This is a genomic window from Novosphingobium sp. Fuku2-ISO-50 (genome assembly GCF_001519055.1).
In the GTDB taxonomy this organism is placed as follows: Bacteria; Pseudomonadota; Alphaproteobacteria; order Sphingomonadales; family Sphingomonadaceae; genus Novosphingobium.
In genome coordinates this window covers 87,663-103,920 of the sequence record NZ_KQ954289.1, presented here as the reverse complement: position 1 = coordinate 103,920, position 16,258 = coordinate 87,663, and the positions used below count along the sequence as shown (strand labels likewise).

Genomic DNA, 16,258 nt, shown 5'->3' with positions numbered 1-16,258 from the left:
GATCCAAACCGCCTGAAATTGTAGCCACGCCACAGACCTTTGGCACGGAGATCAAAATGGCTGGCGACACGACAGACGGTCACAAGGGCGGCAACCCTTGGCACGACCCGAAATCAGGACGGTTTACGTCTGGTCCGACGGTAGGATCGGCAGAGCCGAGCAATCCGCCAGGAAATAATGGAAACGAAATTGTCGTTACAGCGCCGCGTTTTCGAACGCAGGGCGATCGGCCTTCCGCTGGGGCACATCAGCAGCTATTGGCGGCAATCAAGCAAACAGGATTGCTGAGTTTGCGAATTGCAGAATTGCATGCCGAACATGCGGCCGATTTTCGCGACACCCTCATCAAGAAATACGGCTTGCCCGCACCGCTCGCAGCAGCGCTGGCGGCCAACGCAGAAATGGAAAGTGGTCTGGATGCATCCGTTACGCAAAGCGGCAAGAACGGTAAGGGCCATGGCTTGTTTCAACTGACCGACCCAGCGCGCAAGGCGTCGTTCAAACAATTCAACGGCGGAAAAAGCCTTGAAAAATCCAACGCAGATCAACAAATCAAATATCAGCTTTATGAATTGGCCAATAGCGAGCAGCGTACATTTGCGTTGGCTCAGCGGGTTGGATCCGATGCAGCCAGCCTCGCGGCGGGCTATTCTTATTATGTCGTAAGACCCAAGAAAAACTTTCGGGATTCTGCCGATAGATATGCGGTTGCACGGGCGCTCGCTAAAATTCCAATCAAATGAAATTCTTGAACGTTACGGAATTTTGTGGGCGTCAGAACAACGCATCCAGTGGTTATCCGCCTCAATTGGGTCCATCTTCTCAGAGTCCCAGCACCAGCCAAGATGCGTAAGTTTTAACAAGATTCGGCCGCGTTCCAAGCAAACACGCCCATTTGGGTCCCCTCCCGGGGCCCGGCAGCGATCGTCAAGCGCGTCCTCCTTGCGAATCAGCGCCTTGATTTTGGCACTCATCTGCGGAGGCTGCTTTGCCAAAGCCGCCGCAGGGTAGTCCGTTGCACCGATCATGAAAAGCGCAAGCATGGGAAATATCAGCCGATTTCGCACCGCATCCCCCTCATGTCCAAAATTTCATTGAGTGCCTGTTTTAGTGATGTGTTCCATAATTGCATTCAAATTGTTGTGGTTCCACGACGAATTGTCTCGCAATTGGATATGTTTACGGCGACGGCAATGCGCGCTGCGCCTTTTCCTCGACAGTCAGTTGCCGCAGAGGAGGGCGCCCGCGCTTCCGTTTGCCCGGCGATGGTGCAGCACCGTGGTCCGGCACCGCGAACATGTGCAGCCCCTGCGATCGACGTCGCGGCTCGTTGTTGTTCCGCTTCCTTGGCGGCAACTGTTCCTGCATCAGTTTGGCCATCATCAGCGCTGCATCGAGGTGCTTGTTCTCGACGATCGCCGCCTGGTTCACCTGCCGGATCTTGTCGAACACCCGATAGGCCAGGACATGATCGCCGTGCCGGATCTCAAAGTTGCCATCGGGATAGTCGCAGACATCAACCCGCTTGCCCGCGAGCGGCCGGCTGATCTCGGTAGGCTCAAGAATGAACAGCATTTTGTTGTAATGCAGCGTCGATGCTGACGTCACCGTGCGCTGCTCGCGCCAAACCATCTGGGCTTTGAGGTAATCATGCGGGGCGAGGGGGTGGTGCAGATCACGCAGATCGAACGCCACCTTGGCGAACTGCTTGTTGTGCCGCTCCATGTAGCGAGGCAGATACGCATTGGCCTCGGCAATCGTCGCGATGCCCTCAAGCCGCATCGCCTTCACCAGTCGATCCTGCAGCGTCGCATTCGCGCGTTCGACACGGCCCTTGGCCTGTGGCGAATTGGCGCAGATGATCTCGATATTGAGCGCCTCCAGCGCACGACCGAAATGCGTCATGCCGTCACCTTTGGCAGAAGCAGTGTTGTTCCGGAACACCGAGTGCTTGTCCGAATAAAACGCCACCGGCTTTCCATGCCGATCGATATATTCCCGCGTCGCATCCATGTATGCGAACGTGCTCTCGCTCTCGACCATCTTCACTCTCGACCATCTTCAAATGCATCAGCTCGCTGGTCGCGTCGTCGATGTAAACGAGCAGCGTGCATTGCGGCCCGCGCGAGCCAAACCACCAATGCTTCGAGCCGTCGACCTGAATCAACTCGCCACGGCAGTCGCGGCGAAAGCGAGGTTGGTAAGGCCTAGGGCGGCGCGCATCCCGATCCTTCCACAGTCCTTTCTTGATCATCCACTTGCGCAGCGTCTCGTGCGAAATGGTGATCTTGTGTCGTTCAGCGAGGTACTCAACTGCCAGCGTCGGGCCGAAATCCTGGTAGTGCTCGCGCACGAGGTCGAGGACGCTGTCCCGGAACGTATCGCCGAGATCCCGGTTGCTCGTCCGGCCGCGCTTCCACGAAACCAGCGCTTCTGGGCCGCCGGCACGCAATCGGTCGAGCAGTCGGTAAACTTGCCGACGACCAACACCCAGCAGCATTGCGGCATCTTCAACCCGCAGTTCGCCTCGTTGAAAGCGCAGCAACGTATCGTACCGCGAAAGCTCGCCATGGCTCATCGCCACCACCGCCATAAGCGCGTCCGCCCGTCATGCGGAAGAACATGCCTCCAAGACCGCGAGACGTCCCGATTGTGACGTCTCTAACTTGCGGGGAGTGACATTTCTAAATTGCGCTTACAGGCGCTAGGATCGATAATAATGATTATGTTAAATTGCGGGTCGCAAACAAGCCCCGTGGCTTGGCCTTTACATCCCGTCCGGGCGGAAATGGCGGAACGCCAGAGCCGCAGCCGCGATGATCCCCGCCCATACAAATGCCAACCACACAAGCGTCGGCCAGGCTGCGCGCGGCACACGAAAACCATTGGTCACGCCACGTCCAAGGATCAGCGTCAGCGCCATCAGGATACCGATCACGCCGACCCAGTCATCACCGTTCAGATTGCCAATGGCATGAATGGGATTCACAGCACGCGCTCCAGTCCGTCATAACCCGGCTCGGTCTGTGGCGGCAGTTCGTCGCACAACGTCCGGTAATCCATAGACTTGTCGAGATGGGTCAGAATCGCGTGGCCCGCGCGGGTTGCCTCGGCCAGTTCCAGCGCCATGGCGAGATTGGCATGAGTCGGATGCGCCTTGCGGCGCAAGGCATCGACCACCAGGACGTCGACGCGATAGAACAAGTCTATCATGTCGGCGGTAATTTCACTGAAGTCCGTCGCGTAACCGATTGATTTTCCGCCCTGATCAAAACGAAATGCAGTCGATTGCGCGGGCCCGTGCGCCATCTGGCAATGGCTGATGGCGATTCCCGCGATCATCCGCACCCGATCGAGATTGTCGAGGTTGCAAATCGTGGGATAGCCGTGTTGCCCGGCGAAGACATAGCCAAACCGCATTCGCAAACGGCGCACCGTCTCATCAGCGGCATAGGCTGCAATCGGTGCGGTGCGGCCCATCCGCAAAGGACGCAAGTCATCGATGCCATGCGTATGATCGGCATGGTCGTGAGTCCACAACACCCCGTCGATCCGGCCGATCCCGGTGGCAAGCAACTGTGCGCGAAGATCGGGCGGTGTATCGACCAACAGGCGCGAACCGTCATCACCCTCGACGACGATCGCCACGCGTGTGCGCCGATTGCGCGGTTCCGCCGGGTCGCAATCGCCCCAGTCGTTGCCGATCCGCGGCACGCCGGTCGACGTGCCCGAGCCAAGCATGGTCAATTTCACAGCGCGGCTTTCCCGAACAAGGCACGAAAATTGGCGCCGGTCGTTTCGCTCAGCGCTTCGGCGCTGGTGCCGCGCAGGCCTGCAACAAAGGCCAGTGTGTCGGCGACGAACGCCGGCTCGCAAGTCTTGCCGCGATGCGGGATCGGCGCAAGAAACGGCGCGTCGGTTTCGACGAGCAGCCGATCCTCGGGTATTTCGACAGCAAACGCCTGCAAGTCCTTGGCATTCTTGAACGTCACAATACCCGACAGCGAAATCGTCAGCCCGAGATCGAGCACGGCCCGACCAAAATTTGCCGTCGCGGTAAAGCAGTGGATCAGCGCGGGGAAGGCGCCCTTCCCCATCTCGTCGGCCAGAATGCGCAGCGTGTCATCCTCGGCATCGCGCGTGTGGATGACCAAAGGCAGGCCGGTTTCGCGCGCGACGCCGATATGCGTGCGAAACAGCGCCTGCTGCACCTGCCGGTCGGAATGGTCGTAGAAATAGTCGAGCCCGGTCTCGCCGATCGCGATCACGCGCGCGTCGTGCGTCGCCGCGCTCAGGACACCGGCGCCAAGATCGGCATGACTATCGGCTTCGTGCGGATGAATGCCCACGCTCGCCCAGACATCGGGTTCGCGATGCGCGGTGGCGATCACCGCATCCCATTCGCTTTGCCGCGTCGAGATGTTGAGGAATCCCCGCACGCCGCGTTCCCGCGCGCGGGTCAGGATCTCGCCCTGGTGTTCGACGAGACCCTTGTAATTCAAATGACAATGCGAATCGATCAGCATCAGGCGGCGGTTTCTTCGCTTTCGAGTTCAATGCGGGGAAAGGCCCCCACGGGTTGCCCAAGGCGTTCGCCCGTCGCGACCCGCGCCAGATACCAATCCCCATTCGCCAGATCGACGATGCGCCGCTGTTCGGCCGGAATGCCCAATTGATCGAGCACTTTGGCCGCCGTTGCCGGGACCACCGGCGCGATGGCGATGGTCAGATCGCGGATCGCCATGAACAGCGTATAAAGTACCGCGCGCATCCGCTCCGGATCGGTCTTGCGCAGCGTCCAGGGCGCCTGTTCGTCGATATAGGCGTTGCAAGCAAACACCGCGCGCATCCACGCCTCGATCCCGGCCGAGAAATTGAGCGCGGCAAATTCGCGCGGCAGATCCTCGCGCGTGGCAGCAGCGACCGTCGCGAGCAGCACATCATCAGCCTCAGCGCTGGAAAAAGCACCAAGTTCGCCACCGATGTTTTTGAAAATCATGGATAATGTGCGCTGCACGAGATTGCCGTAGCTGTTGGCGAGTTCGGCATTGCAGCGGTTCGCGATGGCCTCGGGCGAATAAGAGCCGTCCTGCCCGAACACGACTTCGCGCATCAGGAAATAGCGCAGCGGATCAACGCCGAAGCGCGCGGCCAGATCAACCGGATCGGTCACGTTGCCAAGCGATTTCGATTCCTTTTGCCCGCGATTGAGCAGGAAGCCATGGCCGAACACCTGTTTGGGCAGCGCCAGCCCAGCGCTCATCAGGAACGCCGGCCAATAGACCGCATGAAACCGCACAATGTCCTTGCCGATCAAATGCAGGTCGGCAGGCCAGAACCGCTTGAATTCCTCGGTTTCTTCGGGCCATCCGAGGCCGGTCAGGTAATTGGTCAGCGCGTCGACCCAGACATACATGACATGGGTATCGTCATCGCCGTCATCGGTGGGAACCTTGATCCCCCAATCGAAACTGGTGCGCGAAACCGACAGATCGCGCAGCCCCCCTTCGACAAAGCGCGCGATTTCGTTGCGCCGGCTTTCGGGGCGGATGAAATCGGGATTGTCGTTGTAATACGCGAGCAAACGGTCGCCATAGGCCGACAGCCGGAAGAACCAGCTTTCCTCGACCGTCCATTCGACCGGGGTGCCCTGCGGCGACAGCTTTTGTCCGCCCTCGCCCGCGATCAGCTCGCTTTCGTCATAATAGGCTTCGTCGCGGACCGAATACCAGCCTTCGTAGCGATCGAGATAGAGATCGCCATTGGCTTTCATCCGCCGCCACAGCTCTCTTGTCGTTTCATGATGGCGCGGCTCGGTGGTGCGGATGAAAACATCGTATTCAATGTTCAATGCCGCGCACATATCTTTGAAATACTGCGACATCTCATCCGCCAGCGCGCGCGCCGTGGTGCCCATGTCACGCGCCTTTTGCGCCATTTTCAGCCCGTGTTCGTCGGTCCCGGTCTGCAGGCGCGCGTCGCGACCGATCGAGCGCATGAAGCGGACAATCGTGTCGGCGGCAATCGCCTCATAGGCATGGCCGATATGCGGCCGCCCGTTGGGGTACGAAATCGCGGTGGTCAGATAATAAGGTTCGCCCATCGGGACGTCACTTCCTTTTGGCGAGGGATCGCTTGAATGAGCCCCTCCCTAGAACATCCGGCAAAAGAGAGGGAACCGGTTTTTTCGAGAAAAGCGACGCGGTCGACGCTCAGGCGCGCGCCACGCCTGCCAGCAAGGTGCCGATTTCCAGCATCAGCAAGCCCGCATCATAGTTGTAGGTCGGCGCCTCGCGCGACAAGACGACCAGCGCGGCATGTGCATCGGCGAGCGCGGGATAGCGCGCCGGATGGACCTGTTCCATCGCGTCGACCAGCACCATGCGCGCCGCGGTCAAGGCCGCCATTTGCCGTTCACGATCAGGCCGCTGACCGATCGCGGCGGACAATTCGCCGCGCAAGGCCATATCGCCATCGCCGCGCGCGACGATCTGGCGCATGATCTGCCAAACCCGGCCCAGATCCTGCTCGGCAAAGGCCAGCGCCGCCCCCGGCGCGCCCGCGCCGACGGCAATCGCCGCCTCGCGCGTCAGGGCATCGATCCCCGGCGCCCCGGCATCGAGCGCGCGCCCCATTTCCGCCGCATCGAGCGGGCGAAAGCGCAAGACCTGGCACCGCGAACGGATCGTCGGCAGCAGGCGGCCGGGCTGATGCACCACCAAGAGGAAGAACGTGCCCTGCGGCGGCTCCTCAAGACTCTTGAGCAAGGCATTGGCCGAAGCCTTTTCCAACACATCGGCGGCATCGATGATCACGGCCCGGTGCGCGCCCAGCGTGGGGCGCGTGACGAGCCTGCGCTGCATTTCGCGCACTTGCTCGACATTGATATTGCGCTTGGTCGCATAAGCACGGCCATCGTCGCGTTTCTTCGCGTCGTCCTCGCTGGCCGGCAGCGGCGTCAGCCACAGAATGTCGGGATGGCGGTCCGGCGGCGGCTGCGGCACGCCCGGTTCGGCAACGAGGTCCGCCGCGGCGGCACGGGCAAACCCGGCCTTGCCCAGACCTTCGCGCCCGACCAGCATCCAGGCATGGTGCATCCGGTGCCCGGCGCGCGCAGCATGCCATTCGCGCCAGACAGCGTCATGCCCGACATGATTGCCGGACTTCATCGCTCGAGCACGGCCGCAAGCACGCGGGTATGGACTTCGTCAGGCGCGCCCGAGGCATCGATCAACGCAAAGCGATGTGGATCGGCCTCGGCAAAGTGGCGAAATGCGGCGGCGACACGCGCATGATAGGCAATGTCGCGCCCACCGATCCGGTCGCTGTGCCCCCGGTCGCGCTCGGCAAGCCGCCGCGCCGCTTCGTCCGGATCAAGCTGCAACAGCACGGTGCGATCCGGCAGGAGCCCCCCGCTGCCGATCCGATGCAGCGTCAAGATATCGGCATCGTCCAGCCCGCTGCCACCGCCCTGATAAGCGCGGCTCGAATCGAGATAACGATCGGTCAACACCCAGTCGCCGCGCGCGAGCGCGGGACGGATCAGCCGCTCGACATGATCGGCGCGCGCCGCCGCAAACAGCAAGGCCTCTGCCCGCGGGCCCCACCCGTCTCCCGCCGGATCGAGCACCATCGCGCGGATCGCTTCGGCGCCCGGCGTGCCGCCCGGTTCGCGCGTCGTCACCACGCCAATGCCGCGCGCGCGCAAGGCTTCGGCAAGCAGGCGCAATTGCGTCGATTTGCCTACGCCCTCGCCGCCTTCGAGCGCAAAGAATCGACCGGGCGCATTCATCGTTTGATCATCGCGGGCTTGATCATCGCGGCAAATCCGTCGCGCAGCCGGTCAAGCGCCCCGCCGACCCGGACATCGCGCGCCGCAACGAGCGGCAAGCGCTCGATCGGCTGCCCCGGCGCGCGCACGATCAGGCTGGCGACTTCGTCTCCCCTGGCGATCGGCGCGGTCAGCGGAGCGCGATAGCGGATCGCCAGCGTATAATGCGGCCCCTCGCCATGCGGCACGGTTATGCTGTAGCCGCGCGGGGCGATCAGATCGACCGAGCGCGCGGTGCCGCCCTGGACCGGCGCAGTGCCCAGTTTTACCCCTGCGCCGACGATCGGATGCGAATCCCATGCGGCAAAGCCCCATTCGGCAAAGCGGCGCGACTGTTCGGTGCGTTCGACGGGGCGCGGATAGCCGCCAAGCACAAAGATGATCCGTCGCCCGTCGCGCGCGACCGAGCCGACGAAGCCATAGCCGGCCTCTCCGGTAAAGCCGGTCTTGACCCCGTCGGCACCGGCGGTGTGGCCGTAGAGCGGATTGTGATTTTGTTGCTCGATCCCGTTGAACGCGGCGCGCTCGTGACCGTAAAAGCGACGATAGAGATCGCCATGACGCGTGATCAGCGCGGTCGACAGCGTGGCCAGGTCGGCCGCCGAAACATAGGTCTGCCCCTGATCCATCCAGCCGTTGGGCGTGTTGTAATGGGTGTTGCGCATGCCCAGCTTTCGGACTTCGGCATTCATCATGGCGGTAAACGCGGGGACCGACCCGGCGATTCCTTCGGCCAGCACGATACACGCATCATTGGCCGAAACCGTCACGATCCCTTCGAGCAGGTCGGCGACGGTGGTGCGGCTGTTATTGCCCAGAAACATCGTACTGCCCACGCCGTGCCACTGGCGAAAGGTTTCAGGCCGCATGACAAAGCTCTGGTCCAGCCTGAGCTTGCCCGACGCGATCAGTTCAAACGCGACGTAGCTGGTCATGATCTTGGTCAGCGAAGCGGGGACGAAGCGGCGCTGCGCATCGCGCGCAAACAGCACGCGGCCCGAATTGACATCGACCATATAGGCGGCCGGTGCCGTGATCTCGGGCATCACTGCGGGGTCTGCGGGCGCGTCATGACTGCGCGCGCCGACGGGGGCGCAGACGGCGATCGTCGCCAAACCCGCCCCGCAAAGGACACGACGAAACGGCGAAAGGGGCAGAAACGAGCGGTTCATCGACAGGGAAAACGATCCAGACAGGACGAGACAAAGGACGGTAAACGCACCCTGCCCCGATCAATCGTGGTGCAGGATCATCGCCCCCGCATAGCCGGACTGTTTCGCCTTCGCCAGTGCGGCGCGGGCCTGTTCGTCGTTGCTCGCGACAATGCGTACCCGCCACAGTTTTCCGACCGGCTCGACTTTGCCGCCCACTTGGGCCGCCGCCTTTTCCGCCCGATCTCGCGAAGAAAACGCAGCGACCTGCACGACCAGATGCCCCGATGCAGCATGAGGCGCCGCAGCATGCACGGGCTCGGCAGGGGCAGGCGCGCCATGAGCAGGTGCGCCATGAGCAGGTGTGGGGGCAGCCACAGGCTTTGCGACCGGCTTGGGCGCGGCGGGCTTTGGCGCGGGCTTGGCCACCGGCGCTGTGGGCGTTGCCGTCTTCGTTTCGACCGATTTGGCCACCGGCGCCTTGGGCGGTTCGGCCCGAGGCGCGGGAGTCGGCGATGCGGCTGACGGCGTAGCCGGAGCAACCCGTGGCGCGGGCTTCGGGGCTGCGGGCAGGCTTGGCGCGACGGCCTTTGCCGCAGGCGCACCCGACAGCGTTGCCGAAGGCGGCTCATCCGGCGTGGCCGGTGTGGCAACGCCAAGCTTGCGCCGCAGCGCGGTCAACAGGCCGGGCGGCGTGTCCATCCGATCGGGCGCGTGTTTCCCGGTGCGCAGCAACGCGCGCTCCGTCTCGGGCGGATTGACCCGGCGCACGCGCACCGCAACATCGGCGCCCGGGGCAAAGCCCAGTTGCGCCCAGGCGGCAGGCGACAATTCGACGAGCTGCTTTCCGGTCATTGGCCCGCGCCGGTCAAGCCGGACCAGAATCGTGCGCCCGGTATCGAGCGCCGTCACTTCGACATAGCACGGCAAGGGCAGCGTATGATGCGCCCCGCTGATCCCGGAGCCTTCGCTGCCGGCATGGGCATAGCCGACCGCATCGTAATTGAGCGTATCAGACGGCGTATAGCTCACCCCGCCGATGACATAGGGATCGCCGATGGTCACCGGGTAATCGGCCTCCGGGCCATACGGCACAACGGCAGCGGGCGGCGCGGTGTGCGCCTGCGCGAGCGAGATCGGGACCAGCGCGGCCGGGACCAGGAGGGCAAGCGCCGGGGCAATGAGCGCCCGCGCGGGGGCTTTAACGGCTGATTTCATCGGCGAGCAGTCCTACCGAAAGAGCATAGAAGTTCGAACAGTTGTAATCGAGGATGACCCGATAATTTCCGGTTAGCAGCCAGGCCGGGTGTCCGGGGCCATCGGGCTCGAACAATGTCGCCTGCATGCGATCGTCGGGCCAGATGCCGCGCGTCGGCACGATCCCCGCCGCGCGCCATTCGGCTATCGTGCGCCAGCGCGAATGACGCACAAACACTTGCGGGCAGCGCGGGCTGACCAGACGGGTCGCCATCGCCCCCCGGTCAAACCCCGCCGGAATCGTTACGCCAAAGCCCCAGGGCTCGCCCCGGCGCCAGCCCGCGTCGCGAAAATAATTGGCGATGGAGGCGAGCGTATCCGCGCGGTTGGTCCAGATGTCGGCGAGCCCGTCGCCATCGGCATCTTGCGCCACGCGCAGATAGACGCTCGGCAGGAACTGCGGATTGCCAAAGGCCCCGGCCCAGCTGCCCTGGAGCCGCCAGCGCGGCACGCCCCGGTCGATCATTTTCAGAAGCGCGACGAATTCCTGCGAAAACAGTTCGCGCCGCCGCCCTTCATAGGCAAGCGAGGCAATCGCCCGCGGCAAGTCATACGTGCCGGTAAAGCTGCCGTAATTCGTCTCATGCCCCCAGATCGCCAGAACGATCGGCCCCGGCACGCCGTAGCGCGCCTCAACCCCGGCAATGAGCGGCGCAGAGGCCCCATAGATCGCGCGCCCCCGCGCAATTCGCCCGGAATCGACATGGGTGCGGCGATAAGACTCGAACTTCGGGATCGCGGACGATGGCCCGCCCGGCTGGCTGCGATCGTGCCAGACGACTTCGGGATCATAGGCAAGACTGTCGATCACCGAATGGATCGTCGTCTCGCGCACACCCTCTGCCCGCGCCCGCGCCGCCAGCAATTGCAGAAATCCGGCAAACCCGCCCTGCCCGATGGCCGGGGCTGACGCCGCAGCGGGCAAGGCGCCGGCCTGCGCCTGTGCCTCGGCCAATCCCGAAACCATGGCCAAAGCCAGCACAAGAGGTCGAAATATCGCGATCATCATCCCGCTTGTCGCACAGGCGAGCCCCGCTTGTGAATTCCCGCCGTGAAAAATCCCGACTGCTAAAAACCCCCGGCGGTAAAAACTCTTGCCTTCGCGATCCGCCGCACTATCGACAGCCGCTGCCCGGCGTTGACGCCGGGCAGCGGACAGGTGGCCGAGTGGTTTAAGGCAGCGGTCTTGAAAACCGCCGTGGGTGCAAGCTCACCGTGGGTTCGAATCCCACCCTGCCCGCCAACATCCCTGTCCCCCAATATGATCGCCACGCTCGCCTGCGAAATCCCCTACGGATCCCTGGCACGCAGGGAAGAACGCCCAGGCAGTCGCTCCTGCAAGCCCTTGTGCAAACCCGAAGCCGCGCCCACTTCACGATTCAGTCGAAAGTTCCCTCGACGGTCTTTCCGGGGGTCATCCGTGACCGTTTCACAAGCCAGAGCGCCTGATGTCTTTGCAAGGCTGAAAGCAGCGGCGCCGCCGCACGGCGATGCGCTGCGCCGCATGGATCTGGTCGCCCGATTGCTCGACGCAGCGTTTGTTCTGCCCGGCACCAACCGCAAGTTCGGCATTGACGCTGTCATCGGCCTGATTCCGGGCGTGGGCGATGTCATGACCACCCTGCTTTCGACTTACATTGTCTTGGAAGCGCGCAACATTGGCGTGTCACGCATGGCAATCGGCCGAATGCTGACCAATCTGGCCATTCATGCATGCGTCGGCACAATTCCGATAATTGGCGGTATATTTGACGCGTTCTTCCGGGTAAACCAGCGTAACATGCGGATCGTGCGCGGCGATTTGGGTCGCACTTTGCGCTGAACTCGAGTCGCATTTGCCATGCGCAATCCCTGATCCAATGGAGAGAAAAAATGAGCAATCTTGATCTGGTAAAAGAGAATATGGAAATCATCGGCGCCGATGGCGCACACCTTGGCACGGTCAAGGCGGTCGAAGGCGATCGCATCAAGCTGACCAAGACAGGCAGCGGCGCTCATGGCGGGCACTATCACTATCTGTCGGGTGGCTTGGTGGCCGAAGTAGAGGGCAACAAAGTGCGCCTGTCGGCGACCGGTGCAAACGCTGTCCTTTTCGAAGAAGAACGGGACGGCGAGTCGCTGATTGACGAAAAGGACTGATCCGGCGCGGAGCGCGGTCACCAACGCGCCGTCTGACCGACCTTGGAGCCGCGACGTCGAAAATGAAATGATTTACCCTCCCATCGGCGGAGGGTAAATCACTGCTGCCGGGCTCGGTGTCCAATGGCGACGCAGCGCGGCGCGGATAAACCCGGCGGTCGCAGGTGCCTGCTTGCGCCCTTTCCCACCCTATCGCCTCGATCAACTGCGCGCGATTGCGACGGATCAGGGTGGCCAGCAGCGATTCCCTCGCGGGAAAGTGCCGGCAGGAGACGGGTGTCGTCGCTTCGAGCGGAATGCGGCCTGAGCCGACGATCACGCAATTGGCTGGCCCCCTCGTGCACCCAAAACCATCCAGATCGGTTATTTTACTTATTTGAAAGCAAACGTCTGTTAATCGGGAGGCTGATTTTACTGACCCGAGGGACAAGTGCTTCGTGAGAAGTATCTATTCACGCCTCAAGACCCAGAAAGCCGACTCCCCTGCCCGTGCCGCGCCGCAAAGGATGCTGGCGCTGCGCGGGGCAGAGGCGGACGAGATGTGCGCAACGTTTGAGGCGCTCAATCTTGGCGGATTCTGGTCGACTGATGCGGACGGACACATTTGCTACCTCTCGTCCCCGTTGCTGAATCCGCTGGTTCATCGCGACGATGCGACCGGGCTTGATTTTCTCGGCCTGTTTGTGGCGCCGCGCGCCGGGATCGACGGGCAGCGGACATTGCCCTTTGTATTTGCCCGCAAAGGGCGGTTCGAGCGGGTCATCGCGCGTAGCGAAATGGGCGATGCAGAAACGCTGTGGTCGATTTCGGGGGAGCCGATTATTTCTCCCGATGGCGCCTTTACGGGGTTTCGCGGCCATATCGTCGATGTGACCAGCGATCGGCAAAGCGCCGAAGAAGCCTCGCAAATGGCGACCACCGACGCCTTGACCGGGCTGCTCAATCGTCGCGCGATGACCAGCGTGCTCGAACGCACCGTTGCCGCGTTTGCCCCGCAGCGCCGCCCCTGCGCCGTCATGCTGATCGACCTCGACCGCTTCAAACAGGTCAACGATACGCTCGGCCATGCGGTCGGCGATGCCTTGCTCAAACAAGTGGCACAGCGGCTGATCAAAGTGGTCGGCGACAAGGATCGCATTTGCCGACTGGGCGGCGACGAATTCAAGGTCATCCTGCCCGACGTCGATGATCGCGGCCGACTGGGCGATCTGGCGTCGCGGATCATCACCATGCTGTCAGAGCCTTATTCCATCGCGGGCGACCGCTGCACGATCGGGGCTTCGGTCGGGATCGCGGTCAGCCCTTACGACGGCGAAACGGTCGACGACATGGTGCGCAATGCCGATCTTGCGCTTTATGCGGCAAAGCATTCCGGCCGCGGGCGCTTCCGGTTCTATTCGAAAGAAATGCTCGAAACCGCCGAACAGCGGCGCCAGCTTGAAGAGACCATGCACGATGCCCTGGCCAAGGGCGAATTCGAGCTGCGCTATCAGCCGCTGGTCGATCTTTCGAGCAATCGCGTGGTCGGGACAGAGGCGCTGGTGCGGTGGATTCACCCAGAGCGCGGGATGATTTCGCCGGCGCTGTTTATCCCGATCGCCGAGGAATCGACGATGATCTGCCGGATCGGTGAATGGATTTTGCGCAAGGCCTGCGAAGACGCGGCCAAATGGCCCGGTCGCACGCGGGTCGCGGTCAATGTCTCTCCGGTCCAGTTTGCCGATCCGCAGTTTCCCAAAGTCGTGGCCCTGGCCCTGGCCCAGACGGGGCTCGATCCGGACCGGCTGGAGCTGGAAATCACTGAAAGCGTCTTTCTTCAGGAAGGCGAAGCCACCGACACCATGTTCAAAGTGCTCAAAGGGCTGGGCGTGCGGCTGGTGCTCGACGATTTCGGCACCGGCTATTCGAGCCTTGCCTATCTGAAAAACGCGCCGTTCGACAAGATCAAGATCGATCAGAGCTTTATCCGCGGCGCGACCAGCAATGCCAATCGCAACCGCGCGATCATCAGCGCGATCGTCACTCTGGCCGAGGCGCTGGGGATGGAGACGATTGCCGAAGGGGTCGAATCCTTCGATCAGCTGGCTATGGTGCGCGAGCTGAAAATCGGCCATGTTCAGGGCTATCTCTTCAGCAAGCCGATTCCGGTGGAGGATCTGTTCAAGGATCTCCCCGCCGAAGACTGGGTGCTCGAACCGAGCGGTCCGGCCAGACAGCGCCATGAACGCCGCGCCATGTTCCGTTCGATCGGGGTGATCCACGCAGATCACTATTACCCGGTCATGCTGCGCAATCTTTCGGTATCGGGCGCGTTGATCGAAGGCCTGCTCGACGTTCCGCTCGGTACGCCGTTCATGGTCGATTTTGGCGAGGGGCAGTTCGAGTTGGCGACCGTAGTGCGGTCGCGCGAAGCCTATCAGGGCATTCATTTCGAACGCGAGCTGGTCAGCGACGGTAACGGCGGCCTGTGTACGCGGCATCGTTTTCTGCAACATCACCTTGCCGCTGCCGGTGTTCCGCGCAGCGCCGACGAATTTTTGACCCAGCAAGCCGGGCTGCTCGCCAGCGGCAGGATCAGCCTGCCGCAATTCGCCGTCATCAATCGCGGCGACAAACGCGCCGCCACTATCCCGCGACAGTGGTCCTGAACCGATGCGAGCGAACCTGTCATGCCCGACTTGTCCGGTCAGCACAGGTTCAGGAAAGCAGGTGATAAGATAATCCGCGATCGGTGTCGCGAGCCTGTGATTTTCCTTGCCTTTGGCGTCCGCCCGCCATCATCTGGCGCGGAGCCCGGAAAGGGATGGTCAGCCGGACTGACGCCGACGGGATAAGGAACGGGCGATGAAACATCTCTCCAGCATTGTTGCCGCCGCAGCCCTGGCGCTGACGCCGGCATTGGCCGACGCGCAAAGTCACGGCGGCGGTCGCGGAGGCGGTGGCGGGGGTCATGCAGGCGGTAGCCATGCAGGCGGCGGCGGTCGCGCGGGACCAGCGGCATCCGGCGGCTGGCGCGGCGGCTCCGGGTATCGCGGCGGGTCGGGCTGGCGCGGTGGCTCGGGCTGGCGTGGTGGACCGGCTTGGCGCGGCGGCGGCTATTGGGGTGGGCCCTGGTTCTATGGGCCGCCGCTTGGCGTCTATCTCGGTTATTGGGCCGATCCCTGGTATTGGGGCTATCCCTATGCCTATTACGGCTATCCCTATTACCCCTATTACAACGAGCCTGTCGCGCCCGGGCCCGACACGGGCGAAGCGCCGCCGATGGCCAACGCGCCCCAGTATACGCCACAACCCCAGGCCGCGCCGCAGCAGCCCGCTTGCGGCAAGTGGCAATGGAGCGACACGGACAAGCAGTATCACTGGATGACCAATGGCTGCAATTGATCGGCGGTTCGCCATGCAAGCGACCAGGACCAAAATCGCCGCGCTCGCTGTCGGCATCGCGCTTGTCACCGGTGCCGCGCAGGCGCAATCGATGGGCCCATCAAACGGGGCATCCTCGCTCGAACAGTTGCACGTGGCGCTGCACCTTTCGGCTCCGCAGGAAGGCGCCTGGCAGCTCTATCGCAGCGCGGCGGACATTCCCGACAAGGCGCAGATGCGGCGCCGGGCTGCATCGGGCCTGTTCCGCACGCTCGACGCGCCGCACCGGATGGATCTGGTCGAGGCCGAAATGCGCGCTGAACTGGCCGATCTGCAGCGCCAATCCCAGGCGCTCAAGGCATTTTACGGCGCCTTGAGCCCCGAACAGCAGCGCATCTTTGACGCACGCACGTTGCCACCGTCGGGCGACGCGCAGCAAAATCAGGCGCCTTACTGAAAACAGCACATAAAAAGGGGAGGCGTCGATGGATCGACGCCTCCCTTTTTGGTGTCAGGC

At 62.6% G+C, this 16,258-nt stretch carries 15 protein-coding genes, 1 tRNA gene and 1 pseudogene; 7 read left to right on the top strand and 10 right to left on the bottom strand.

What is annotated here, in order from left to right; genetic code table 11:
• Positions 1-56 precede the first annotated feature (56 nt).
• Positions 57-743 (top strand): phage tail tip lysozyme, encoded by a 687-nt coding sequence (locus tag AQZ50_RS20400; protein WP_156427283.1) that lies wholly within the window; start codon positions 57-59, stop codon positions 741-743.
• Positions 744-1,179: 436 nt separating this feature from the next.
• On the opposite strand, the pseudogene AQZ50_RS08940 reads toward AQZ50_RS20400, so the two are convergent.
• The 10 genes and pseudogenes from AQZ50_RS08940 to AQZ50_RS08895 form a co-directional block, all read right to left on the bottom strand.
• A pseudogene (locus AQZ50_RS08940) lies at positions 1,180-2,593 on the bottom strand (ISNCY family transposase).
• Between the two features lie 174 nt (positions 2,594-2,767).
• A complete protein-coding gene (locus AQZ50_RS08935) occupies positions 2,768-2,989 on the bottom strand; it encodes a hypothetical protein (RefSeq protein ID WP_067745659.1) in 222 nt (73 codons plus the stop codon).
• Positions 2,986-3,753, bottom strand: a complete 768-nt coding sequence (locus AQZ50_RS08930) for an MBL fold metallo-hydrolase (protein ID WP_067745656.1) — start codon at positions 3,751-3,753, stop codon at positions 2,986-2,988. Before AQZ50_RS08930 ends, AQZ50_RS08935 begins: the two co-directional genes overlap by 4 nt.
• Complete coding sequence (locus AQZ50_RS08925) at positions 3,750-4,526, bottom strand: TatD family hydrolase (RefSeq protein WP_067745653.1); 777 nt, start codon at positions 4,524-4,526, stop codon at positions 3,750-3,752. Before AQZ50_RS08925 ends, AQZ50_RS08930 begins: the two co-directional genes overlap by 4 nt.
• Positions 4,526-6,103: a methionine--tRNA ligase gene (gene metG, locus AQZ50_RS08920; protein ID WP_067745650.1), complete on the bottom strand. Its 1,578-nt coding sequence runs from the start codon at positions 6,101-6,103 to the stop codon at positions 4,526-4,528. Before metG ends, AQZ50_RS08925 begins: the two co-directional genes overlap by 1 nt.
• A 109-nt stretch (positions 6,104-6,212) precedes the next feature.
• A complete protein-coding gene (locus AQZ50_RS08915; protein ID WP_067745647.1) occupies positions 6,213-7,169 on the bottom strand; it encodes a DNA polymerase III subunit delta' in 957 nt (318 codons plus the stop codon).
• A complete protein-coding gene (tmk, locus tag AQZ50_RS08910) occupies positions 7,166-7,792 on the bottom strand; it encodes a dTMP kinase (RefSeq protein ID WP_067745644.1) in 627 nt (208 codons plus the stop codon). Before tmk ends, AQZ50_RS08915 begins: the two co-directional genes overlap by 4 nt.
• Positions 7,789-8,946, bottom strand: coding sequence for a D-alanyl-D-alanine carboxypeptidase family protein (locus AQZ50_RS08905; RefSeq protein ID WP_067745641.1), 1,158 nt, complete (start codon positions 8,944-8,946; stop codon positions 7,789-7,791). The genes tmk and AQZ50_RS08905 overlap by 4 nt, the downstream gene beginning before the upstream one ends.
• Before the next feature lie 117 nt (positions 8,947-9,063).
• A complete protein-coding gene (locus tag AQZ50_RS21180) occupies positions 9,064-10,200 on the bottom strand; it encodes an SPOR domain-containing protein (protein ID WP_082703525.1) in 1,137 nt (378 codons plus the stop codon).
• Positions 10,184-11,245: a lytic murein transglycosylase gene (locus tag AQZ50_RS08895; protein ID WP_197412426.1), complete on the bottom strand. Its 1,062-nt coding sequence runs from the start codon at positions 11,243-11,245 to the stop codon at positions 10,184-10,186. The genes AQZ50_RS21180 and AQZ50_RS08895 overlap by 17 nt, the downstream gene beginning before the upstream one ends.
• Positions 11,246-11,392: 147 nt before the next feature.
• On the opposite strand from AQZ50_RS08895, the gene AQZ50_RS08890 reads away from it, so the two are divergent.
• From AQZ50_RS08890 to AQZ50_RS08865, 6 genes are all read left to right on the top strand, one after another.
• Positions 11,393-11,482 (top strand) — tRNA-Ser (locus AQZ50_RS08890).
• A gap of 261 nt (positions 11,483-11,743) precedes the next feature.
• The gene (locus tag AQZ50_RS20730; protein WP_197412425.1) at positions 11,744-12,061 is read left to right on the top strand and encodes a DUF4112 domain-containing protein; all 318 of its coding nucleotides are present in this window, start codon (positions 11,744-11,746) and stop codon (positions 12,059-12,061) included.
• Between the two features lie 50 nt (positions 12,062-12,111).
• Positions 12,112-12,378 carry a DUF2171 domain-containing protein gene (locus AQZ50_RS08880; protein WP_067745636.1) on the top strand — a complete coding sequence of 89 codons (267 nt, stop codon included), beginning with the start codon at positions 12,112-12,114 and terminating at the stop codon, positions 12,376-12,378.
• Between the two features lie 437 nt (positions 12,379-12,815).
• Positions 12,816-15,026, top strand: coding sequence for an EAL domain-containing protein (locus AQZ50_RS08875; protein ID WP_231730184.1), 2,211 nt, complete (start codon positions 12,816-12,818; stop codon positions 15,024-15,026).
• A 196-nt stretch (positions 15,027-15,222) separates the two neighbouring features.
• Positions 15,223-15,762 (top strand): hypothetical protein, encoded by a 540-nt coding sequence (locus AQZ50_RS08870; RefSeq protein ID WP_067745630.1) that lies wholly within the window; start codon positions 15,223-15,225, stop codon positions 15,760-15,762.
• Positions 15,749-16,198 carry a Spy/CpxP family protein refolding chaperone gene (locus tag AQZ50_RS08865; RefSeq protein WP_082703522.1) on the top strand — a complete coding sequence of 150 codons (450 nt, stop codon included), beginning with the start codon at positions 15,749-15,751 and terminating at the stop codon, positions 16,196-16,198. Before AQZ50_RS08870 ends, AQZ50_RS08865 begins: the two co-directional genes overlap by 14 nt.
• Positions 16,199-16,258: the final 60 nt, after the last annotated feature.

Excerpts from the sequence above, each read along its gene's own strand:
- AQZ50_RS20730 (WP_197412425.1), top strand. The coding sequence starts at position 11,744 with ATGGATCTGGTCGCCCGATTGCTCGACGCAGCGTTTGTTCTGCCCGGC.
- AQZ50_RS08895 (WP_197412426.1), bottom strand. The coding sequence starts at position 11,245 with ATGATCGCGATATTTCGACCTCTTGTGCTGGCTTTGGCCATGGTTTCG.
- metG (WP_067745650.1), bottom strand. The coding sequence starts at position 6,103 with ATGGGCGAACCTTATTATCTGACCACCGCGATTTCGTACCCCAACGGG.
- AQZ50_RS08870 (WP_067745630.1), top strand. The coding sequence starts at position 15,223 with ATGAAACATCTCTCCAGCATTGTTGCCGCCGCAGCCCTGGCGCTGACG.
- AQZ50_RS08925 (WP_067745653.1), bottom strand. The coding sequence starts at position 4,526 with ATGCTGATCGATTCGCATTGTCATTTGAATTACAAGGGTCTCGTCGAA.
- tmk (WP_067745644.1), bottom strand. The coding sequence starts at position 7,792 with ATGAATGCGCCCGGTCGATTCTTTGCGCTCGAAGGCGGCGAGGGCGTA.
- AQZ50_RS21180 (WP_082703525.1), bottom strand. The coding sequence starts at position 10,200 with ATGAAATCAGCCGTTAAAGCCCCCGCGCGGGCGCTCATTGCCCCGGCG.
- AQZ50_RS20400 (WP_156427283.1), top strand. The coding sequence starts at position 57 with ATGGCTGGCGACACGACAGACGGTCACAAGGGCGGCAACCCTTGGCAC.
- AQZ50_RS08915 (WP_067745647.1), bottom strand. The coding sequence starts at position 7,169 with ATGAAGTCCGGCAATCATGTCGGGCATGACGCTGTCTGGCGCGAATGG.
- AQZ50_RS08880 (WP_067745636.1), top strand. The coding sequence starts at position 12,112 with ATGAGCAATCTTGATCTGGTAAAAGAGAATATGGAAATCATCGGCGCC.
- AQZ50_RS08865 (WP_082703522.1), top strand. The coding sequence starts at position 15,749 with ATGGCTGCAATTGATCGGCGGTTCGCCATGCAAGCGACCAGGACCAAA.